Source organism: Haladaptatus sp. T7, from assembly GCF_026008575.1.
In the GTDB taxonomy this organism is placed as follows: domain Archaea; phylum Halobacteriota; class Halobacteria; order Halobacteriales; family Haladaptataceae; genus Haladaptatus; species Haladaptatus paucihalophilus.
Window position 1 is genome coordinate 563278 of the sequence record NZ_BROP01000001.1, and the last position, 19899, is coordinate 583176.

The following is a 19899-nucleotide window of genomic DNA, read 5'->3' on the forward strand; positions in this document are numbered from 1 at the left end:
AATAGTAACGATTCATACAACATAGGAATACCGACAAAACCCCGGAAACGGAGTGGACGACGAACGAATCGCCACCGCTATGTCCCGCTATCGTTTAGCTCGGAGCATGAGCGGCGGCTTGCGGTCTCTCCACGAGGAAGACGACGACGCACACGACCGAACCGTGGCCCTTTTCGTCGACGGTCCGAACGTGCTCCGGGACGACTTCGATGTCGATTTGGACGACGTACGGACCGCCGGACGGCAGCTTGGCCAACTCGCGACGACTCGTCTCTATCTAGACGAGCACGCGACACCGGGACTGATTCAGGCGGCGGAAGCGCGCGGATTCGAAGTCGTCATCACGAGCGGCGACGTCGACGTGAAACTCGCCATCGACGCGACCGAACTCGCGCTCGACGAGCGCGTTGACGTCCTCGCCATCGCGTCCAGAGACACGGATTTCAAACCCGTTCTCGAAAAGGCGGCACGAAACGGCGTGCGCACGGTCGCCATCGCGCCCGGCGAGTACGGACGGTCCGACGCCCTCCAGAACGCGGCCCACGAGGCGTTCGTCATCGAAGACGAGGAAGCGAACGGGACCGAATGACGAACCGAGCGCGGCGGCGAACCACGGGCGTTTTTTCCGTGGAACCCAAGGGGGACGTATGAACGACCTCGGGACGCCGGTACTCGACGACCACCTTCATCTGGACCCCGACCACGGACGCGGCCTCGAAGCGGTCAAAGACTTCGCGCGGAGCGGCGGCACGCACCTGCTCGTCGTCAACAAACCGTCGTGGCTGCTCGGCGTCGAAGCCGAATCGGGCGACGATTTCCGAACCGTCTTCGACACGACGGTCGACGTCGTGGAGCGCGCGAACGACATCCTCCGCGGGCGTGCGTGGCCCGTCCTCGGCGTTCATCCGGGATTGGTCTCGAAGCTCGTGGACGACCGGGATTTCTCGCCCGCGGGTGCGCGCGACCTGATGCAGGCCGGACTCGAAGTCGCGGCCGAATACGTCGCGGACGGGAAGGCAGTCGCCCTGAAATCGGGGCGGCCGCACTACGACGTGACCGACGAGGTGTGGTCGGCCTCGAACGCCGTCCTCCGCCGCGCGCTGGAACTGGGTGCAGAAACGGGTTGTGCCGTTCAACTGCACACCGAGGCGACGGACGACCTGACGGAGGTGGGTGAGTGGGCGGAATCGGTCGGATTGCCGTCGGAACGCGTCGTCAAACACTACGCGGGCGGCGAACTGGCGGGCGTAACGCCGAGCGTGATGAGCGACAAGGACCGCCTCGAACGCGCCGTCGAGCGCGGTGAGCCGTTCCTGATGGAGACGGACTTCATCGACGACCCCGACCGCCCCGGCGCTGTGATGGGACCCAAGACGGTGCCGCGTCGCGTCTCGTGGATGCAAGAGCAGGGATACGACGAGGCGATACGAACCGCGCACGTCTCGACGCCGGAACTCGTGTACGGGCTGGACACCGAAGCGACGCTCTCGGACTGAGACTCCCTCCGAACGTCTCTTTCACCGATATTTGTGTCGAACGGATAGAAATTGGCGCTTCGTCCCGTTCCGGCCGAGCGATGGGGTATGAAGGCCACTACCGGCCGCACCGCCACGTTCATATCAGCTTTTCGGCCGTTTCAAACCCCCACACCCTCCTCAGGCCGCCTCGGAGGATTTATGAATCGTGCTACGCACGGAAGAGGTATGAGCGCTCCTCCAGAGGAGTTCTACTCCGAAGAACGCTGGCAGAACTGGCTGGACAGAATCAGGGACGAGGACATCGATCCCGAAAACGAGGATTCCGCGCGCCTCCTGCTCAACCTGCAGGACGACGTGGCTATCGCCGTCGCCAAAATCGTCACCGCGTACGACGACGAGGACATCGACGAGGAGACGGCCCTCTCGGAACTCACGGACATCCGCGAGACCGTCCTCGGCGAGGTCGATTTCGAGGACGAAGAGAAAGCGATGCTCATCGACGGCGTCCAGACGAGTCTCCTCTGCGTGTTTTACGCCGCGGAGGAGTACGTCGCGCACGGACCCGCCGAGGAGGCACCTGTGGAGGAGTACATCCGCGAAGCCGAAAAAGCCGAATCGGCCGAAGATTTGGACTCGGCGCTCGGTCTCGTCGCGGCGGGTGGAACGCGCATTTTCGCCGGTGACGAACTCGACATATCGGTGATGGAAGAGATGGAGTACGGACTCGTTACGGAGTGGGCAAACGGCCTGGACAGCATTCAGAGCGCGATGAGCGACCCGGAACTCGTCGAGGAAGACGACGAGTAATCGAGTAACAGGTTTTTTATCCTTTTCCCGTATCTGTCCCATCCATGACGTTCCGGTCTGACGACCGTGGCGTGACGGTACAGGTCGGAACGATTCTCCTGTTCGCCACGCTCGTCGTCGCCATGTCGCTGTATCAGGCGACTGCCATCCCGAGCCAAAATCAGACGGTCGAATTCCGACATAACGAGCGGGTGCAGGGCCAGATGCAGGACGTGCGCAACGCCATCGTTCGAACGGGTGCGACCGGAACGGGACAGCCGACATCGGTAACGCTCGGGACGCAGTACCCCGGACACGTTCTCTTCGTCAATCCGCCACCGGCGTCGGGGTCGCTTCGAACCGCGAAACTGGGGTCCACCACCATCGAACACCTCAGCGCCACCGATTCGGAGACGCGCGATTACTTCGACGGCGGCGGCCACTCGTTTTCGACGCGAGCGCTCGTCTACGCGCCGAACTACGACCAGTACGCCAACGCGCCCGACACGGTGTACGAGAACACCGTCGTCTACAACCGGGGTCGCGACGGAAACGCGACGCTGACCGACCAGCAACTCGTCCACGGCACGCGGATAACGCTCGTCACGGTCAACGGAAGCCTCTCTCGCACCCAGTCCGGCACGGTGAGTCTCGACCCGCACGCGCTCAGTCCATCGACCACGATGACGCGGACGATTTCGGTGCAGTCGGACGGTAACGACCCGGTGATACGGATTCCGACGACGCTCGGCGTGGCGAAATGGACGCGGTTGCTCGCGGACCAGCGATACGTACAGAGCGTCGGGTCGGGGGCGGACGGGACGGTCGCGGTGACGCTCAAGGGGCGAGAGAACGGCACGAACGTCACCTACGACCTTCGGATGGCCGCGGTCGGCGTCGGGTCGAACACGACGGAAACGAACGCGACCTACATCACCAACGTCAGTCCGAAAACGGAGACGGTCAACGGAACGACGACGCTCGTCGCGGAGGTGCGCGACCGGTACAACAACCCCGTGAGTGGGGTCACGGTAACGTCGAGCGACGGGGGGCGTACCGAGACGACGAACGAACAGGGTCGGGTGCGCTTCGAGTACGAGGCGAGCGAACCCGGAACGGAAACGGTGACGCTCTCCATCGACGACAACGGCGCGGAGCGCGAGCGGGTTTCGTTCCGTATCGAGACGGCGAGCGGCGGCACCGGAAGCGGTGGCGGCGGCACCTACGACGTAGAGTGGGTCGATGCGGCCGGATTGGATTGCACGCACGACGCGAACGGCTATCCGACGGTGTGTACGCTGGACCGAAGCGCGACTTCGACGCACACCCTGACGGCGAACGTCACCTACGGCGGCGAACCCGTGACGGACACGACCGTGGATTTCGGCCTGAACCGAACGGGCGTCGTCAGCACGTCTTCGAAGGAAGCGACGACGGGCGACGACGGGCGGGTCCAAGTGTCCATCGACGACAGTTCCACGGGGGACGTGAAACTCCTCGCCGCGAGCGGCGGGGACGCGGATTCGGTCGTCGTTCACGTCGTCCAGTCCGGAGCGATGCCGGAAATCGTCTACAACGGGGACGCGGCGGCGACGAGGGGCTACCGGAACAGCGGGCCGAAATCGGGCGTCGTCTTCAGCGTCACGAACGAACGTCCGGAGGGCGCGACACTCACGGACGTTCACGTCGAGCCGCACGATAGCACCATCGACGCGCTGAGCGACCCGTCGTACGGGACGGGAATCTACGAGAGCGAACTGTACGTCAGCGCACAGCGGGACGGCGCGAGCGACATCGGAAACGGCGTGTCGCTCCCGACGACCATCGACATCGACAGCGACGGGCAGAATCTGGGCCCGCCGTTCCGGCAGAACCCGATAATCGGCGGAAACAACGGGACCGCGACGTTCTATCTCTACCAGTTCGAGCGCAACGGCACCCCGGTCGAGATGGCGAACGAACCGGTGGACGTCACGCTGACGTTCGAGAACCACGACCCCGTATCGTTCACGTTGGATGCGAACGACGGTGGAAACGGCGGTGGTGGCGGGGAGCAAACGACGGCGTACCCGGATGCATTCAACGACGGGGACGGAGCGCTGGAATACGGAGAGGACCCCTCGATACCGCCATCGAATCCCGAGGGTGGTCTCGAAGGGTTTGGCAACCTGGATGTCGATTCGAACGATAACCAAGTCGCCGCACTCCGCGAATACTACCGACATCCGGACGGTTTCGAGATGAGCATCGGCGTTTCGGTCTCGGGTATCGAATCGCGGAATCACCACACGCTCGTTCTCGGCGATTACCGGACGAGTGGAGGAGGGAGCCACGAGGTTTCCGTGACACCCGTGGACGAGAACGGTGACCCCCTCGGCGGAAGCTATACGCTGTCCGAGTCGAGCACGACGACACGGAGAATCGACCTCCCGCAAGCGGTCGTCGAGTACGTAAACGACAACGGGACGCTCTATCTGGTCTTCGAAGACCGCAACAGCAATCAGGACGAGCGGCTCCGGATCGACTACCTCTCGGTCGAATCTTCCGACGACTGACTCGGTTTCGACGCCTGTCGATAGTTCTATCGACAAACCCTTATACCATGTTATGCAAGATTGATGCAAGAATGACAGCCGTCGGTATCGACGCCATCGAAATTTGGACGGGCAAGCTGAAACTCGACCTCCCCGAGACGTTCGCACCGGTCAAGGACGAAGACCCGGAGAAGTACACGAAAGGGCTCGGACTGTACGCCAGTTCGTTCCCCGACTCCTACGAGGACATCGTGACGATGGGCGCGAACGCGGCCCATCGACTGATGGAGCGCAAGGGGTTGACGCCGGACGACATCGGCCGCATCGACGTGGCGACCGAGAGCGCGTTCGACAACTCCAAGCCCGTTTCGACGTACATCGCGGGCTGCCTCGAACAGGTGTACGACGGTGACTTCCACCACGCGAACAAGGGCGAGCGCAAGTTCGCCTGCATCGCCGGAACCCAGAGTCTGGACGACGCCTACAACTGGATCAAGGCGGGTCGCAACCGCGGGCGCTCGGCGCTCGTCATCGCAACCGACACCGCGCTGTACGCCCGCGGCGACCCCGGCGAGGCGACGCAGGGTGCGGGTGCCGTGGCGATGCTCATCAGCGAGGATCCGTCCATCGTCGAACTCTCGACCGAACAGGGCTACGGGTCGGCCGACGAGACCGACTTCCTCAAGCCCAACCAGCAGTTCCCCAGCGTGGACGGCAAGCGCTCCATGCAGGTCTACCTCGCTCGCATGCGCGAGGCGCTGGAGGACTTCGAGCGCGCCGGTGGGGAGACCCACCCCGGCGATTACGTCTTCGGCCCGTACCACACGCCGTTCCCCGGAATGGTCCGCAAGGCGGGGCTGTTCGCCTTCCGTCACACCATCCGTGACACGGACATCGAGGAGGAACTCGCCGCCGAAATCGGCCGCCAGCCCCGCGAGGACGACTACGACGACCGCGAGGCGTTCGAGGAGGCCATCCGCGGGTACATGGACGACCTCAAGGCGACCGATCAGTACCAGGAGTGGTACGCGAACACCATCGACCCGACGCTCCGCATCTCGCGCGAGGTCGGCAACTGGTACACCGGCTCGGTTCACATCGCCCGCGCCTCGGCGCTCCAGTACGCCGCCGAAAACGACATGGAGATGACGGGCAAGAAACTTCTCGTCGGCTCCTACGGCAGCGGCGCACAGGCCGAAATCCACGCCGAAACCGTCCAAGAGGGCTGGGAAGAGGAACTCGACCAGCTCTCCATCGACGAGCAGATTCGAAACCGTCACGACCTCACCTACGAGGAGTACGAGCAAGTCCACGACCGCCACAACCACGACAAGCGCGTCGAACTCGAAGACTTCACGGAACCCGAAAACGAGTTCGTCTTCGTCGGCCGCGGAGACATGGACGAGCGAACGTACGAATACGTCGAATAAGACGACGACGCGCCGGTACGTCGAATAAGACGACGACACGCGGTTTTGTCCCGTTCTATTTTCCGACGACCTTCCGCCAACAAACGATTTAACCGCGTCGCACCCGTCCGTGCGACTACACGACACGCGCCCGACGGTGAACCACAAGCCGACGCGACCACCATCGAAATGACCGAAACAGAGCCGACACACGCGGCGGACGAACTGCCCGAGACCATCGGAACCGAATCCGAGGACGACGTGGACCCGACGGACGCGTTCGCGGTCCTCGGAAACGAAGTCCGGATGGCCGCGCTCCGCGCCCTGCTGGACGCCGAGGCGGAGGGAGAGGAGACGCTCGCCTTCTCGGAGCTGTTCGAGGCGACGTCCGCGGACAACACGGCGGGCTTTTCCTACCATCTCCGGCAACTGACCGAGCATTTCGTCCGGAAGACGGACGGTGGCTACACCCTCACCTACGCCGGGCGGGAAATCGCGCGGGCGATTCGCGCCGGGACGTACACGGACAGCGTGGATTTCGACCCCATCGCGGTGGACGACCCGTGTCCCTTCTGCGGGGAGGAGCGACTGGCGGCCCACGGCGAGGACAACTACGTCGTCGTCGAGTGCCGGGCGTGCGAGCGGCCGACGCTCACGCTCCCGTTCCCACCCGGCGGGCATCGGGCACACGACCCCGAGGGGCTTCTCCCGGCGTTCGACCGCCACCACCGACACCGCCTCTCGCTGATGGCCGACGGTGTGTGCCCCGAGTGCAGCGCACCGGCGAATGCCCACGTCGGATACCACGACGCCGATGGGGACGGTGACGAACCCGCGGACCGAGCGGAAGGCGTCCGCCGCCCGCAAGCCCGATTCGACTGCGAGCGCTGTGGCTGTCGGCTCCGCTCGCCCGTGACGCTCGCGGTGCTGGAACACCCGGCGGTCATCGCGTTCTACCACCGGCACGGCATCGACGTGCGCGAGCGCCCCGTCTGGAACGTCGGCGACGAGTGGCGGGAACGCGTCGTCTCGGAGGACCCGTGGTGCGTGCGCGTTTCGACGGAGGTCGGCGGCGACGCGCTCGCGCTGTTCGTCGCGGAAAATCTGGAGGTCGTGACGGTGCGGGAATCGACGGGTCAACAGGCCTCGTAACCGCGTCACGACGGTTCTACGACATCTACTGGCGATTCTACGACGCCTGCTCGTCTAGCAGGTCGAGCGAATCGAGTGTATCCCGCCGAGCGTCGGCGTCGAGCGCCCGGTACGTGGGTGCGACGGTCGCAACGGAAATCTCCTCGGGCGCGAGCGGACCGTCCTCGGCATCCGCGAGCGCCGACAGGGCGAGTTCGATTCCGGACTGCACCGAGCTTTGAGGGTCGTAGTTCGCTTCGAGGTACTCCCGAACCGTGTCGTCGTTCGCGCCGATGGCGGTTGCCCGCCACTCGTGGGGCGTGCCGGACGGGTCAGTTTCGAAGAGCCGCGGTTTCGGGTCCTCGTCGGCGGTGGTGGGTTCGACGCCCCCCACCAACAGCGCCGCGCCGAACGGACGCGCGCCGCCCTGCTGGGTGAACTCCTGCACGTGGTCGGTGACGGCCTTGGTGAATGGTTCGACGCCGATGGGTTCGCCGTAGCGCAGGCGGTCGGTCTGGGCGCGGCGGCGGCTGAAGTCCACGAGTCGGCGGGCGTCGGCGACGTGCCCCGCGCTGACGACGCCGAGGTGGTCGTCTATCTTGTGGAGTTTCTCGATGCCGTCGGCTTCGAGGAGGGGCGAGCGAACGTGTTTTCTCGCGGCCAGAACGACGCCATCGCGGGCGCGGACGCCGACGCTGACGCTCCCGCGACGCACCGCTTCGCGGGCGTACTCGACCTGATACAGGCGGCCGTCGGGAGAGAAGATGTTCGTCCCCCGGTCGTAGGCCTGCTGTTGTCCTCCGTTCATGCCGCCACCTCCGAGAACGCGTCGTAGCCACGGATTTCGACGCCATCCGCGGAGACGGTTGCGACGGTCAGGCCGTTGCCGCTGGCCGTGTCGCGTTCGATGGCGCTCTCGATGGCGTTGGCCGCGACGCGACGGGCGACGTCCGTCGGAAGGTTCGGTTCGAATTCGCGTTCGAGGACGCCGTAAGCGAGTTGCATCCCGCTGCCGCTGGCGTGATAGTCGGCTTCCATGACGCCGCCCGCCGTGTCGAGGTCGTAGACGTGCGGGCCGGTTCTATCGACGCCGCCGAGGGTCGGCTGGGCACCCCGGTACGGTCCCTCGCGCAGGAGGGTCCCGGCGAGCGTCGAGAGCGCGGCCATGTCGATGGGTTCGCCCCGGCGCGTCTCGTAGAGGGAAGCTTCGGCGCGGAGCGTGCGGATGTACGACTGCAGGTCGCCGACGCCACCGGCCATCGTCAGCGCGGCGGTCGGGTGAACCCCCTGCACCTTTTGGACGGCCTTGTTCGTGACGAAGCGACCGCCGAGGCTGGCCCGGCGGTCCGCGGCGAGAAGCACTCCGTCGTCGGTCGTCAGCGCGACCGTCGTCGTTCCGGTCTTCACTATCGTATCGGACATGGAGAAAGGAAGGGGGTGACGACGGAAAAGTGTTAGCTAAAATATATTTTAGCTCGTGTCGACCAGTTCCCATTCGAGCATCTCGTTGACGTCGCCGGACAGCGGCCCTTCGACGAGCGTCCGGAACGCCCCCCGTCCCGCGAGCGTTCGGAGGTGGCCGACGAACTCGCGCCACTCGGCGGCGCAGTCGGCGTGGAGGTACCAGCGATTGACGGTCGGACGGTGCTCGGGGGGACGACGGTCGGGCGGCGCGATTCTGACGCAATCGGTCGGATGGTCGATGTTTTCGGCACACCACGGACATATCGACTGGTGCACATCGCTCCCGCCCCGTGATTCCTCTGCGCTCATTACCATATATAGACACATCTGCAATGGTTCAACTCTGGCCTTCACCACGCCATCCTTTATGATGTCACGGACGCGTCACAGTCAGATTGAAGAACTGAATCCCGACTGTCACGGCGCGAGTTCGCGCATGGCGTCCAGCATGGTTTCCTTCTCGCAGTCCGTGACGGCGAGCGAAAAGCCGTCCAGTTGGGCCATCTTCGGCGCGTAGTCCCAGAGTTCGTCACGGTCGATGCCGTGGAGGACGACCGCGTTCGGCGTCGGGGTGACGACGCGCATGGCGACCAGCGGCGATTCCCCGCGCGTGACGTTCGTGAAGACGAGCGCGCGGTTCGTGCTCTGGCCGTAGAGGCGATAGAACTCCTCGCTGGAGAGGCGGGTGATGGCCTCGATGCTGTCGATGACGGTGTGTCCGGTGATGCCCGCCGAGGTTCCCTGTGCGAGTTCCGTCGCGTCGATTGCGTCGTAGAACTCGGGGAGCGGGACGCTCGTCGGATACTCGCGCAAGTCGTTGACGATGGTGCTGTCGAACCCGGCCGAAAGGACGCGGGCGTACTGGCGGATGCGGTCGCCGCCGCGCTGTTCGTCGATATCGAGGAGCGCCGTGACGGTCCGGCGGACCACGCCGATGCCCGGATTCTCGCGGCGACCGCTCTCGTAGTCGGAGATGACCGACGAGGACACGTCGAGGTAGTCGGCGAGTGCGGTCTGGGACACGTCGAAGTCGGTGCGCCACTTGCGGAGCGTCGCTCCGGGGTCGTCGCTCAGCGTGATTTCACCCGCGATTTGCTCGGCGAGCGTCCGGCGCGCATCTGTCATGTCTTCGCATGTGAGAGAGGTCCCGAAAAGCGTATCGAAACCGGCCTTCGACGGGCGTCGAAATACAGGTCACGAACCGTTAGGCGTCGTGGACCGCATCAGTCGCCACGAACCCCGTCGTCAATGAGAGAATACCGTTCTAAGCGAGCCCTCATCGGACACAACTCCGAACCTGTCACGCCGCGATTGTTTGCTAATGATTGCCATCCGAAAGTACGCCCGGCCTACGACGACGGTTCCCACCAAACTACTTTCTTGGACGCTGTCGTCCATCGTTCGATGCCATCGACGGTGGTACACGTTGCGGTGGGGGCCTTACTCGCCACGTCACTGCTCGCCGAACAGTTCGACACGCGGGCGGCGGTCATCGTGCTCGCCGCCGCCGCGTTTCCCGACATCGACACGCTGGTCGGGTTCTGGATTCAGGGGGGACACCGGGCGGTGTTTCACAACCTACTCATACCGACGGTCATCGGAATCGTCCTGCTCGCCGACTTGCTGGGGAAGAACCGAATCGGACGACGATGGGGGGCCTACGGCGTCCGCGTCGCGTGGGTGAGTCTCTTCGCCTTCGTCGTCGCTGGAATCGGTCTCGACCTCGTTAAGAACGGCGTGAACGTGTTCTATCCGATTCACGACCAGTTCTACAGCGTCTCCGGGAAACTCAGCGTCTCGAACAAACACGGAATCGTCCAGACGTTCCTCGAACCGCACGCCCGAGGGACGACGCACACGACCCACTACGATACCGGGTTCGACCTCGCGCAGGGACCCGACCCGCGGAACGAAGAGCGCGTGTTTCCCATCGTGCGGAGCGGGCGGCAACTGCTCCTCGGCGCGATGAGTTTCGGAATCTTCGGCTTTCGGGTCTGGGAATCGCGCAAAGAGTAAGGCGCCCTCGCACCGACAGGAGGTATGGAGATTCGACCCTACGAGACGAGCGACGCCGACGAGTTCTGGGAGCTAAAGCGCGCCTTCGAACGCGGACTCGGCGCGGGGACCGGCGGCGACGACAAGGCCGAGGTGTACGAGGGGAAACTGACCGAGGAGTACCGCGAGCGGTACCTCGACTGGGTGGACCGATGTGTCGGCGACGACGAGCGGTGCGTTACCGTCGCCGACGCGGACGACGGACTGGCGGGGTACGTCTTCGTCCTCCCCGAGGAACTGGCGTTCATCTGGGACGCCGCCGTCCTCAACGAGATTTACGTCCGCCCGGCCCACCGCGGGACGGGCGTCGCCGACGAGTTGATGGACGCCGCCGTCTCGCTCGCGGCCGACCAAGCCCTCCCGCTCGACCGGCTCGTCCTCGACGTGGACCGCGAAAACGACCGTGCCGGAGCGTTCTACGAGCGCCACGGCTTCGAGCACTGGGGCGAAATGGTCGCCAAAAAGCTGTAGGCGGCCGTCAGCCACCTCCTCACACCGTTGGCCCGTACCAGTCCTCACGAAGCAGCCCGTACTGCACCATATCGCGGTGCGCACCGTCGACGAACATGTACTTTCGACGGCGACCTTCCTTCCTGAACCCGAGGGATTCGAGCAGACCGCGGGAGGCGTCGTTGAAGTCGTACGCCTCCGCACCCACCGCGGGAGCGTCGTACGTTCGGAAGGCGTAGTCGATGACGAGCGAGACGGCTTCCGTGCCGTACCCCTCGCCGTGAACCGACGGAACCAACCAGTAGCCGAGTTCGGGGCGTTTGTAGTCGGCGTCAGTCACGTTCACCTGTCCGATTCGCGTCACCTCGTCTCCGTCTGGACCGCCCGAACCGGCATCGGCCCCGTCGAGACAGACGAGAAACCGGTCCGCGTCGTCCTCTCGAAGCTCCGCGACTCGCCGCCGAGTCAGAACGGGATTTCCCATCGGGTGGCGAATCTCCCGGTTCGCCAGTGAGCGTTGAACGAACGGAATGTCCTCCTCTCCGACAGTCCTGAGCGTGACCCGCTCGCCGCTCCGAACGCGTGCTCCCGGCATGGCGTTGGCTTCGGCGAAACGGCACCTATAGCTTGTGAACGCCGGACCGGAGAAAAAACCGACCGTCAGTCGTGCGTGAACACCATCGTTCGCCCCTCTTCCCGGACGACGCAGAACCGCATCGAACCGGTCGGTTGAAAGCTGTGAGCGGGTTTTTCCGTGATGAACACCTCGGCGAACGGGTCGTCGCACGCCGGACAGGCGACGTCGCCGCGGTTTTCGAACAGGGAACTGTGTCCGGCGTCCGTCTTCAGCTTCAGGCGGTGGCGAACCGCGTGCACGTCGAACGTCACGCGTTCGTCGCCTCCCGATACTGCTCCCGCGTGATGGTGTAGCGATGCATGTCGGCTATTTCGTCGTCCATCGGAACCCAATTCCGAAGCACGCAATCGTGTCGGCCGCCGTGCGCTTCGACGTACTTCTCGATGGCGCGACGGGACTTCTCGTTTCCGACGTTGTGGCCGACCGTGGCGAGTTCGAGGTCGAGGCGGTCGAAGGTCACTCTCAGCAGCGCCGCCGCCCGTTCGCCGGAGTAGCCCCGTCCCCAGAAGCGCTTTCCGAGGAGGAGACCGAAACGGGCGGTCCGGCGCTCCCACTCGGGGAACAGAAACGTCGTTCCGGCTAGTTCGTCCGCATGCGGTTCCCCGTCATCCGGGCGAATCGCGTACGCGGCGGACGTTCCGTCCGACCATCGTTCGTCGGCGTTCGTTATCAGCTCCCGCGGCTCGTTCACCGTCCGATAGGGGGACTGTGGAACGTGTTCGAACACCTCGCTCACACCCGGTCCGGAGAACAGGTCGTAGAGTTCGTGCGGCGTGACGTTCTCGCGGCACATCCGTTCCAGCACCAACCGCTCCGTCTCGATGCGCTCGGGAAAGAGCTCGGTCACGACGTCTCCTCCGCGCGACTCGCTTCCCACTGTTCGCGCGTCACGGTGAATCGGTGGGAGTCGCGCACGTCGTCGCCGTCCGGCCGCCGGTTCCGGAGAATGCCGTCGTACCGGCCGCCGTGCGCTTCGACGTACTTCTCGATGGCGCGGCGGGACTTCTCGTTGCCCGCGAGGTGTTCGATTGCGACGAGTTCCAGGTCGAGGCGGTCGAACGCCAGTTCCATGAGCGCACCGGCGCGTTCGCCGGAGTAGCCGCGACCCCAGAACGGCTTTCGGAGCCACAGACCGAGCGCGCCGGTGCGGCGGTCCCAATCGATGTTCAACCCGGTCGTCCCGGCGATTTCGCCCGCGCCGTCTTCTCCGTCTTTGGGCCTGATGACGTACTCCGCGCCGGTCGCCTCGTTTCTGTTTTTCTCCGCCCAGTCGATGAACTCGGCCGTCTGCTTCGGCGTCGCGTGCGGGTCCCACGACAGGTGTTCCGTTATCTCGTCGATGTGCGGCGCGTCGTGGGCCGTGTGCTGATACAGTTCGAACACGTCCACGTTCTCGTGGGTGATGGCTTCCAGCACGAGACGGTCCGTCTCGATTCGCTCCGGGAACATAGTTCGAAGGAAACGACAATCCGAGAAAAGGTTTCGGTGAGTGTGAAGTATCCCTGCACGGTACGAAAACTCCGGCACTGCGGGGAGGTGACCGACGTGCAGGGACAGAGTCGTGTGTTTGCACATCTCACAGAGTTCCTAATCATCTTGGACTCGTATCGTATGTACATGACCCGCCAACAGCCGCCCCGGTCGGGTGCGGTCGAACTGGTCTTCTCACTCCACGACGAGCGATGTTTCTTCATCGCCGCGTCCGAGCGCACGGGTGGCGAGTTCGTCGGCGAGCGGGCGGTTCATCGGGCGGACGGGAACATGCTCGAATTCTTCACCGTTCGGGGTGTGCGACCCACAACCGTGCTCGACGTCGCCGCCGACCTTCCGATGGTTCGGGAGGCCAGAGTCGTGAGCGAGCATTCCGACTCGACGTTGATGGAATTCGTGGTCAGCGGCCCGTGCGTGGCCGCGACGTTGGCGGATACGGACGCCGTGATACGGGACGTGCGGGCCGACGACGGCAACGCACGAATCGTCGCGGACGTTTCGCCACACGGCGACGTCAGAACGGTTGTAGACCGAGTTTTCGAACGCCACGAGGGTGCTCGACTCCTGTCCAAGCGAACGCTCGGGGATACCATTCCGGGCCTCTCGAACACGTCGCACAACGCACACCTGACGGCGGATTTGACGGACAAGCAACTCGCGGCGGTGGAGGTCGCAACGCGGGAAGGGTACTTTTCGTGGCCCCGCGAGAGCACCGCCGCCGAGTGTGCGACGGTGATGGGCGTCTCCCAACCGACCTTCAGCCAACACCTCTGGACGGGGCTGGAGAAATTGCTTCGCTCCCTGTTCGAAACCGACGAGGAAGTATCGGACGACGGCTTGGTGAACGATACCACGTAGCGAACCGTTCAACATAGGCGACGCCGTGAGGTGGCTCCGCTCCCAGACTACAGTACCGAGACCGACGCTTCGACCAAGAGTATCGAGTCGGTCGATTCAACGATGCATGCTACGAATCCACACCGCGAATCCATGAACCGACCGCACGGTAGCGAATCGATCAGCCAACACGTCGTATTCGAGGTGGCCGAGCAGGCGAACGTACAACCGAACGAACTCCCGCCGTTGTACGATTTCATCGACCCCGACGCACTCGATACGGTGGTCGCCAGCAATCCCGACCTCGAACTGTCGTTCTCGTTCGCCGGATACAGGGTGACAATCGACGGCGAGGATTCGATTCAGGTCCGAGAGGACGACTGACGGGAGCGCACCAATAGGCCGTTCTTCGTTCCCCGCTTTTCGCTGTTGTCTCACCTCGTGGAGCGACGCGAACCGCGGCTTCGGATATCCATCGTCTCGGCCGTCCATCGCTTTTGCTCGCTCGTCGTTTCGGCCGTTCGTCGCCGTTCAAGTGGCGAGAAACGTCGAGTTCGAATCGGTCGAAATCGCCGCTGCGGTGCTCGGGTTCGAATCGTTAGGTTTCGGTGTGGGCTTCCTTCCGACTCGTCATCTCCTCGGGGTGGAGGTGGTAGAAGTCGAACGTCACTTCCCGCGAGTCGCGCTCGAACAGGTCCACAATCGGGATAGCGACCCGTTGCATCCCCCGCGTCACCTCCGAGTCGATGTCCGCCTTCGCCACCTCGTCTAACCTTCCAGTGACGACCACGCTCTTCCACCCGTCGTCCGTGTGGTCGTAGGTGACGAACGTGACCGGGCGGTCAACGACCTCCGTTTTCTCGCTCCCCGGACCGAGCGCGAGACGGAAATAGAAGTGCGTCTCGGCCGCGTCGTAGCCGTACGACACAGGCACCGAGTACGGCGATTCATCGATACCAGACGGGAACGAGATGACGCCTGTTCCGCCGCTCGTGAGAAACTCGTCCCGCTCTTCGTCGTCCATTCGGACGGATTCGATGTCCCCCATGACAACCGATATACGACGTGCTGGTGGAAAAAGGTGAGTGGTAGTCTGAATCGAATTATCGGACTCCGATTTCACTCTTCCTCTTTGACAATTACACTGATGTACGTCGTGACATACGTGCTACGTATGACCGACAACCCATTTCACGTCGTAGACGTGTTCGCCCGGGAGCGGTACGCTGGCAACCAGCTCGCGGTCGTTCACGACGCGGCGTCGCTGACCGACGAGGAGATGCTGGACATCACCCGCGAGACGAATTTCTCCGAGGCGACGTTCATCGACTCCCCGGAGACGCGGGACGGCGGGTACGACGTCCGCATCTTCGACCCGGCGGAAGAAATCCCGTTCGCGGGGCACCCAACGCTCGGCACGGCGTTCGTCATCCGGGAGTTCGTCCGCGACGACCGCCCCGACGAACTCACGCTCAATCTCGGGGTCGGCCAGATACCCGTCCACGTCGAACGGGACGAGGACGGCACCGAATCCTTCTGGATGCACCAGATTCCGCCGACGTTCGAGCGGACCTTCGACCACGCGCTCGCGGCCCGCGTCCTCTCGCTCGACGAGGAGGACGTCGATACGGAGTTCCCCGTCCAACTCGTCTCGACCGGTCTCCCGACGCTCGTCGTGCCGCTTCGGTCGCTCGATGCGGTCCGTCGGGCGGAGACGAATCACGAACCCTACTACGAGGACCTCATCGAACCGCACGGAAACATGAACGTCGTCCTCTTCGCACCGGAAACGGAGGCGGATAACGACCTTCACGCCCGGGTGTTCGCCGACTGCGCGGGGGTTCCCGAGGATCCGGCAACGGGCTCCTCGAACGGCTGTTTGGCGGCCTATCTGGTCGAACACGGCTACTTCGATTCGGACGACATCGACGTGCGGGTCGAACAGGGGTACGAGATGGGCCGACCGTCGCTCCTCCACCTCCGCGCTTCGAGGACGGACGAGAACATCGACGTGCGAGTCGGCGGGCGCGTGATTCCGGTCGCCGAGGGTACCCTGTTGTAGCGCCCGGCAGAAAAACAGGTGCCGAAAACGGTTCGAACCGTCGGTCGTTAGTCGGACGATACGCCGCCGGGAACGCCCGAACGGTCGCCGAACAGTTGGTCTTTGGTTGCGAGCGCGACTCGAACGAGCGCGAGCATCACCGGAACTTCGATGAGCGGTCCGACGACCGTCGCAAGGGCGACGTTGCTCCCGATACCGAAGACGGCGACCGCGACCGCGATGGCCAACTCGAAGTTGTTCGAGGCGGCGGTAAAGGCGAGGCTCACGCTCTCGGTGTACTCGAAGCCGAGAAGCGCGCCGAGACCGTATGCGATGGTCCACAATCCGACGAAAAATAGCAGGAGGGGAATCGCTATGAGAACGATCTGGTCGGGGTTCGAGACGATGAAATCCCCTTTCAGTGCGAACATCACGACGACGGTGAACAACAACCCGAGCAAGCCGAACGGGCCGATTTTCGGGATGACGCGCTCGTAGTACGCTTCTCGGCCCATCGTTCGGAACGCGACTTTTTGCGCGACGTATCCGAGTGCGAGGGGGAGACCGAGGAAGACGAGGACCATCTGCGCGATGAGCGTCATGGAAACGGACACCGCCGTCCCCCGGAGGACGGTGAGAAACAGGAACGCGTACGGGACGAACAGCGCGATTTGGAGGAGGCTGTTGACGCCGACGCAGACCGCACACATCTCTTGATTTCCGGCCGCGAGTTCGTTCCAGACGAGCACCATCGCGATGCAGGGCGCGATGCCGACGATGATGAGGCCGGTGACGAACTCGGGGTGGCCGTCGAGGAAGACCACGGCGAGTCCGTACATGAGAAACGGCGCGACGAGCCAGTTGAACGCGAGGGTCAGGCCGATCTCCGCGCGGGCCGTCCGCGTGACACGGGGGATTCGAGCGTAGTCGATTTCGGCCATAATCGGGAATATCATCACGAACAGACCGAGCGCGATTGGTAGGCTCGTGCCGTGCCACGTGACCGCGTTGAGAACGTCGGCAACACCGGGGACGAATCGTCCGAGCGCGATTCCGACGGCCATTGCGAGTCCGATCCAGACGGTGAGATAGCGGTCGAGAACGCCCAGGTCGTCGCTCACGCGTCGTTCACCTCGCTTTCGGCCGTCGCGAACAGTTCCGCGGCGAGGGAGGTGGCCGCGTAGTAGCGCCAGTTCCCTTCCTTTCTGCGAACGAGGAGACCGGCGGCAACGAGGTCCGAAAGTGCATGGCTCACGGCGCTCTCGCTCACGTCCACGAGCGGTTCGAGTTCACAAACACAGAGTTCGTCGTCTGCGGCGACGAGCGCCCGCGTGAGTCGGTATCGCGTCTCGTTTCCGAGAACCGCGAAGACGGGGCGGACCGCATCGTCTCCGAACGCGGTATCGGCGAGCGATTCCAACTCGCCGAGTCGGCGTTCGACGTCCGCGTCACAACACTCCCCGAGTTCGTCGGTGAGCAGGCGTCTGATTCGAGTCGTCTCGTCCATCACCCGACTGATTGAAATCTAGTTCAGATAACGTTGGCGATTTGAATCGTGGTTCAGATAGTGTCCGGAATCGGCCGCCGGTATCCGTGTCGTCGGCCGTCCTCGGGGATTCCGTCGAGAAGAGGGCGTATCGAGCGACGAGTACACGTTTCGGATGGACCGGGTTCGCATCCCGTACAACAGCTACACGAAGGAGCATTCCATGCGTGAGCAGGGGCAGACATCGCTCTTCGGCAACGAGACGGGCTACGAGTGGAACCCGACCGCGGAGGGGGTCAAACCGCGGGACGTCATCGACGTGCCGACCGTGAACAACGCGAGCAACGACGACCATCCGACGCAGAAACCCGAGGAGCACCTCCGGAAGATAGTTTGGGCGACGTCGGACAAGGACGACCTCGTACTCGACCCCTTCGGCGGGTCGGGGACGACGTACGCGGTCGCAGAACAGCTCGGGCGGAACTGGGTCGGGACGGAAAATTCGCTGACGGATTCGCGGTCGATACGCTGACGGATTTGGGGTCGTCATTCGGCACGACAACCGTATCGTTAAGTTTCGGGACCCCCCAGTTTCGGTCAGTAATGACCGACTGGACGGAGAAATATCGCCCGACCACGCTATCGGAGGTTCGGGGGAACAACAAGGCCCGAGACAAACTGAAACAATGGGCCGACACGTGGGAGGACCACGGGGATGCCGTCATCCTCCACGGCAGCCCCGGCGTCGGAAAGACCTCGGCGGCCCACGCGCTGGCGAACGACATGGGCTGGCCGACCATCGAGTTGAACGCCAGCGACCAGCGCACGGGCGACGTCGTGAAGCGCGTCGCGGGCGAGGCGGCGAAGAGCGGGACCCTCACCGGCGGGACGGCGGGGCGACGGGTCGTCATCATGGACGAGGCGGACAACCTGACGCACAACGCCGACCGCGGCGGCTCGCGAGCCATCACGGACGTGGTGAAATCCGCAAACCAGCCGCTCATCCTCATCGCCAACGAGTTCTACGACATGTCGAACTCGCTCCGGAACGCCTGTGAGACCATCGAGTTCCGGAACGTGTCGGCGCGAAGCATCGTCCCCGCGCTCCGCGACATCTGCCGACAGGAGAACATCGAGTACGAATCCGAAGCGCTGGAAGCCATCGCCGAAAACGACAGCGGCGACCTTCGCTCGGCGGTCAACGACCTGCAAGCGGTCGCCACCACGAACGGGAAACTGACCCGCGACGACGTGGTGACGGGCGAACGCGACACGACCAGCGGCATCTTCGACTTCCTCGACGACCTCATCAAGAAACAGGACGCCGAGGGCGCGCTGAAGGCCTCCTACGACGTGGACGAGACGCCCGACAACATGCTGAACTGGATAGAGGACAACCTCCCGAAGGACTACGAGGGGCGGGAACTCGCCGACGCCTACGGCTACATGGCGAACGCGGACCGCTGGCTCGGACGGGTGCGCGCCACGCAGAACTACAAGTACTGGCGCTACGCGGGCGACAACATGACCGCGGGTGTGGCCGCCGCCCGGCAAGGAAAGAAGGGCGGTTGGACGCGCTACGGCCCGCCGAGCTACTGGCGCAAACTCGGCAGTTCGCGAGGCAAGCGCGACACCCGCGACTACATCGCCCGGAAGATTGCCGAGGAGAGCGGCATCAGCATGAGCACGGCTCGACGCGAGGTCATCCCGTTCCTCTCGGCGATGACCCACCACTGCAAGAACCGCGAACTGACCGTGGCGATGGCGGCGCAGTACGATTTGGAGGAGAAACACGTCGCGTTCGTTACGGGAAGCGGAAAGACCACGAACAAGGTTCAGAGCATCGTCGAGGACGCGGAAGAGTCGAAAGCGGAGGCGGCCGTCGAACACTCCGGCGGCGCGTTCGAGGGGTTCGCGTCGGAATCGGACGGGGACGAACCGACCGACGACGCCGAAGCGGACGAAACGGACGACTCGGCGGACGAATCCACCGAGGCGGGAGCAGCGGACTCGGAACCCGACGAGACGAAAGCCGACGACGGGCAGGCCAGTTTCGGCGACTTCACGTGAGCCGAGGGGCACCCCGTCACGGGCGAAACC

General features: G+C 63.9%; 24 protein-coding genes. 13 read left to right on the forward strand and 11 right to left on the reverse strand.

Going from position 1 to position 19899, the window contains the following annotated elements; translation table 11 throughout:
• Window positions 1–106 precede the first annotated feature (106 nt).
• From OPC11_RS03120 to OPC11_RS03145, 6 genes are all read left to right on the forward strand, one after another.
• Window positions 107–589: an NYN domain-containing protein gene (locus tag OPC11_RS03120; RefSeq protein WP_264780980.1), complete on the forward strand. Its 483-nt coding sequence runs from the start codon at window positions 107–109 to the stop codon at window positions 587–589.
• A 58-nt stretch (window positions 590–647) separates the two neighbouring features.
• Window positions 648–1496, forward strand: a complete 849-nt coding sequence (locus OPC11_RS03125; protein ID WP_264780981.1) for a TatD family hydrolase — start codon at window positions 648–650, stop codon at window positions 1494–1496.
• A gap of 207 nt (window positions 1497–1703) precedes the next feature.
• Window positions 1704–2285 carry a DUF2150 family protein gene (locus OPC11_RS03130; protein ID WP_007977838.1) on the forward strand — a complete coding sequence of 194 codons (582 nt, stop codon included), beginning with the start codon at window positions 1704–1706 and terminating at the stop codon, window positions 2283–2285.
• Window positions 2286–2329: 44 nt separating this feature from the next.
• Entirely contained in the window at window positions 2330–4819 is a 2490-nt protein-coding gene (locus OPC11_RS03135; protein WP_264780982.1) for an Ig-like domain-containing protein, read from the forward strand.
• 71 nt (window positions 4820–4890) lie between these two features.
• A complete protein-coding gene (gene hmgB / locus OPC11_RS03140) occupies window positions 4891–6228 on the forward strand; it encodes a hydroxymethylglutaryl-CoA synthase (protein ID WP_007977842.1) in 1338 nt (445 codons plus the stop codon).
• A 168-nt stretch (window positions 6229–6396) separates the two neighbouring features.
• Complete coding sequence (locus OPC11_RS03145; protein ID WP_264780983.1) at window positions 6397–7359, forward strand: helix-turn-helix domain-containing protein; 963 nt, start codon at window positions 6397–6399, stop codon at window positions 7357–7359.
• A 37-nt stretch (window positions 7360–7396) separates the two neighbouring features.
• Here OPC11_RS03145 and OPC11_RS03150 read toward each other — a convergent pair whose 3' ends face one another.
• The 4 genes from OPC11_RS03150 to OPC11_RS03165 form a co-directional block, all read right to left on the reverse strand.
• Window positions 7397–8146 (reverse strand): archaeal proteasome endopeptidase complex subunit alpha, encoded by a 750-nt coding sequence (locus OPC11_RS03150; RefSeq protein WP_264780984.1) that lies wholly within the window; start codon window positions 8144–8146, stop codon window positions 7397–7399.
• Complete coding sequence (locus OPC11_RS03155; RefSeq protein ID WP_264780985.1) at window positions 8143–8760, reverse strand: proteasome subunit beta; 618 nt, start codon at window positions 8758–8760, stop codon at window positions 8143–8145. The genes OPC11_RS03150 and OPC11_RS03155 overlap by 4 nt, the downstream gene beginning before the upstream one ends.
• Before the next feature lie 48 nt (window positions 8761–8808).
• Window positions 8809–9111, reverse strand: coding sequence for a hypothetical protein (locus tag OPC11_RS03160; RefSeq protein ID WP_264780986.1), 303 nt, complete (start codon window positions 9109–9111; stop codon window positions 8809–8811).
• A gap of 108 nt (window positions 9112–9219) precedes the next feature.
• On the reverse strand, window positions 9220–9927 hold the full coding sequence (locus OPC11_RS03165) for a helix-turn-helix domain-containing protein (RefSeq protein WP_007977852.1): 708 nt from the start codon (window positions 9925–9927) through the stop codon (window positions 9220–9222).
• Between the two features lie 279 nt (window positions 9928–10206).
• Between OPC11_RS03165 and OPC11_RS03170 the strand changes: the two genes are divergently transcribed.
• Both OPC11_RS03170 and OPC11_RS03175 read left to right on the forward strand, forming a co-directional pair.
• Window positions 10207–10818: a metal-dependent hydrolase gene (locus OPC11_RS03170; RefSeq protein ID WP_254663513.1), complete on the forward strand. Its 612-nt coding sequence runs from the start codon at window positions 10207–10209 to the stop codon at window positions 10816–10818.
• A gap of 24 nt (window positions 10819–10842) precedes the next feature.
• Window positions 10843–11328 carry a GNAT family N-acetyltransferase gene (locus OPC11_RS03175; protein WP_264780987.1) on the forward strand — a complete coding sequence of 162 codons (486 nt, stop codon included), beginning with the start codon at window positions 10843–10845 and terminating at the stop codon, window positions 11326–11328.
• Window positions 11329–11347: 19 nt separating this feature from the next.
• Here the strand turns inward: OPC11_RS03175 and OPC11_RS03180 are convergent, their stop codons facing one another.
• The 4 genes from OPC11_RS03180 to OPC11_RS03195 all read right to left on the reverse strand — a co-directional run bounded on the left by OPC11_RS03180 (window position 11348) and on the right by OPC11_RS03195 (window position 13393).
• Window positions 11348–11902, reverse strand: a complete 555-nt coding sequence (locus tag OPC11_RS03180) for a GNAT family protein (RefSeq protein ID WP_264780988.1) — start codon at window positions 11900–11902, stop codon at window positions 11348–11350.
• Window positions 11903–11967: 65 nt separating this feature from the next.
• Window positions 11968–12195 carry a flagella cluster protein gene (locus OPC11_RS03185; protein ID WP_264780989.1) on the reverse strand — a complete coding sequence of 76 codons (228 nt, stop codon included), beginning with the start codon at window positions 12193–12195 and terminating at the stop codon, window positions 11968–11970.
• Window positions 12192–12821, reverse strand: coding sequence for a GNAT family protein (locus OPC11_RS03190; protein ID WP_264780990.1), 630 nt, complete (start codon window positions 12819–12821; stop codon window positions 12192–12194). Before OPC11_RS03190 ends, OPC11_RS03185 begins: the two co-directional genes overlap by 4 nt.
• On the reverse strand, window positions 12788–13393 hold the full coding sequence (locus OPC11_RS03195; protein WP_264780991.1) for a GNAT family protein: 606 nt from the start codon (window positions 13391–13393) through the stop codon (window positions 12788–12790). Before OPC11_RS03195 ends, OPC11_RS03190 begins: the two co-directional genes overlap by 34 nt.
• Window positions 13394–13561: 168 nt before the next feature.
• Here OPC11_RS03195 and OPC11_RS03200 point away from each other — a divergent pair, with 168 nt between their 5' ends.
• Window positions 13562–14293, forward strand: a complete 732-nt coding sequence (locus OPC11_RS03200; protein ID WP_264780992.1) for a bacterio-opsin activator domain-containing protein — start codon at window positions 13562–13564, stop codon at window positions 14291–14293.
• 132 nt (window positions 14294–14425) lie between these two features.
• Complete coding sequence (locus tag OPC11_RS03205; RefSeq protein WP_007977861.1) at window positions 14426–14656, forward strand: HalOD1 output domain-containing protein; 231 nt, start codon at window positions 14426–14428, stop codon at window positions 14654–14656.
• A 214-nt stretch (window positions 14657–14870) separates the two neighbouring features.
• On the opposite strand, the gene OPC11_RS03210 is transcribed toward OPC11_RS03205, so the two are convergent.
• Window positions 14871–15320: a pyridoxamine 5'-phosphate oxidase family protein gene (locus OPC11_RS03210; RefSeq protein ID WP_007977863.1), complete on the reverse strand. Its 450-nt coding sequence runs from the start codon at window positions 15318–15320 to the stop codon at window positions 14871–14873.
• A 126-nt stretch (window positions 15321–15446) separates the two neighbouring features.
• On the opposite strand from OPC11_RS03210, the gene OPC11_RS03215 reads away from it, so the two are divergent.
• On the forward strand, window positions 15447–16334 hold the full coding sequence (locus OPC11_RS03215; RefSeq protein WP_264780993.1) for a PhzF family phenazine biosynthesis protein: 888 nt from the start codon (window positions 15447–15449) through the stop codon (window positions 16332–16334).
• 47 nt (window positions 16335–16381) lie between these two features.
• Here OPC11_RS03215 and arsB read toward each other — a convergent pair whose 3' ends face one another.
• Together arsB and OPC11_RS03225 are read right to left on the reverse strand one after the other, a co-directional pair.
• Window positions 16382–17434: an ACR3 family arsenite efflux transporter gene (gene arsB / locus OPC11_RS03220; protein WP_007977868.1), complete on the reverse strand. Its 1053-nt coding sequence runs from the start codon at window positions 17432–17434 to the stop codon at window positions 16382–16384.
• Window positions 17431–17823, reverse strand: coding sequence for a metalloregulator ArsR/SmtB family transcription factor (locus OPC11_RS03225; RefSeq protein WP_264780994.1), 393 nt, complete (start codon window positions 17821–17823; stop codon window positions 17431–17433). The genes arsB and OPC11_RS03225 overlap by 4 nt, the downstream gene beginning before the upstream one ends.
• A 151-nt stretch (window positions 17824–17974) precedes the next feature.
• Here OPC11_RS03225 and OPC11_RS03230 point away from each other — a divergent pair, with 151 nt between their 5' ends.
• Together OPC11_RS03230 and OPC11_RS03235 are read left to right on the forward strand one after the other, a co-directional pair.
• Window positions 17975–18331, forward strand: a complete 357-nt coding sequence (locus OPC11_RS03230; RefSeq protein WP_264780995.1) for a site-specific DNA-methyltransferase — start codon at window positions 17975–17977, stop codon at window positions 18329–18331.
• A gap of 71 nt (window positions 18332–18402) precedes the next feature.
• Complete coding sequence (locus OPC11_RS03235; RefSeq protein WP_007977876.1) at window positions 18403–19869, forward strand: replication factor C large subunit; 1467 nt, start codon at window positions 18403–18405, stop codon at window positions 19867–19869.
• Window positions 19870–19899: the final 30 nt, after the last annotated feature.

Coding starts and splice junctions, on each gene's coding strand:
- OPC11_RS03120 (WP_264780980.1), top strand. CDS start 107: ATGAGCGGCGGCTTGCGGTCTCTCCACGAGGAAGACGACGACGCACAC.
- OPC11_RS03125 (WP_264780981.1), top strand. CDS start 648: ATGAACGACCTCGGGACGCCGGTACTCGACGACCACCTTCATCTGGAC.
- OPC11_RS03130 (WP_007977838.1), top strand. CDS start 1,704: ATGAGCGCTCCTCCAGAGGAGTTCTACTCCGAAGAACGCTGGCAGAAC.
- OPC11_RS03135 (WP_264780982.1), top strand. CDS start 2,330: ATGACGTTCCGGTCTGACGACCGTGGCGTGACGGTACAGGTCGGAACG.
- hmgB (WP_007977842.1), top strand. CDS start 4,891: ATGACAGCCGTCGGTATCGACGCCATCGAAATTTGGACGGGCAAGCTG.
- OPC11_RS03145 (WP_264780983.1), top strand. CDS start 6,397: ATGACCGAAACAGAGCCGACACACGCGGCGGACGAACTGCCCGAGACC.
- OPC11_RS03150 (WP_264780984.1), bottom strand. CDS start 8,146: ATGAACGGAGGACAACAGCAGGCCTACGACCGGGGGACGAACATCTTC.
- OPC11_RS03155 (WP_264780985.1), bottom strand. CDS start 8,760: ATGTCCGATACGATAGTGAAGACCGGAACGACGACGGTCGCGCTGACG.
- OPC11_RS03160 (WP_264780986.1), bottom strand. CDS start 9,111: ATGAGCGCAGAGGAATCACGGGGCGGGAGCGATGTGCACCAGTCGATA.
- OPC11_RS03165 (WP_007977852.1), bottom strand. CDS start 9,927: ATGACAGATGCGCGCCGGACGCTCGCCGAGCAAATCGCGGGTGAAATC.
- OPC11_RS03170 (WP_254663513.1), top strand. CDS start 10,207: ATGCCATCGACGGTGGTACACGTTGCGGTGGGGGCCTTACTCGCCACG.
- OPC11_RS03175 (WP_264780987.1), top strand. CDS start 10,843: ATGGAGATTCGACCCTACGAGACGAGCGACGCCGACGAGTTCTGGGAG.
- OPC11_RS03180 (WP_264780988.1), bottom strand. CDS start 11,902: ATGCCGGGAGCACGCGTTCGGAGCGGCGAGCGGGTCACGCTCAGGACT.
- OPC11_RS03195 (WP_264780991.1), bottom strand. CDS start 13,393: ATGTTCCCGGAGCGAATCGAGACGGACCGTCTCGTGCTGGAAGCCATC.
- OPC11_RS03200 (WP_264780992.1), top strand. CDS start 13,562: ATGACCCGCCAACAGCCGCCCCGGTCGGGTGCGGTCGAACTGGTCTTC.
- OPC11_RS03205 (WP_007977861.1), top strand. CDS start 14,426: ATGAACCGACCGCACGGTAGCGAATCGATCAGCCAACACGTCGTATTC.
- OPC11_RS03210 (WP_007977863.1), bottom strand. CDS start 15,320: ATGGGGGACATCGAATCCGTCCGAATGGACGACGAAGAGCGGGACGAG.
- OPC11_RS03215 (WP_264780993.1), top strand. CDS start 15,447: ATGACCGACAACCCATTTCACGTCGTAGACGTGTTCGCCCGGGAGCGG.
- OPC11_RS03230 (WP_264780995.1), top strand. CDS start 17,975: ATGGACCGGGTTCGCATCCCGTACAACAGCTACACGAAGGAGCATTCC.
- OPC11_RS03235 (WP_007977876.1), top strand. CDS start 18,403: ATGACCGACTGGACGGAGAAATATCGCCCGACCACGCTATCGGAGGTT.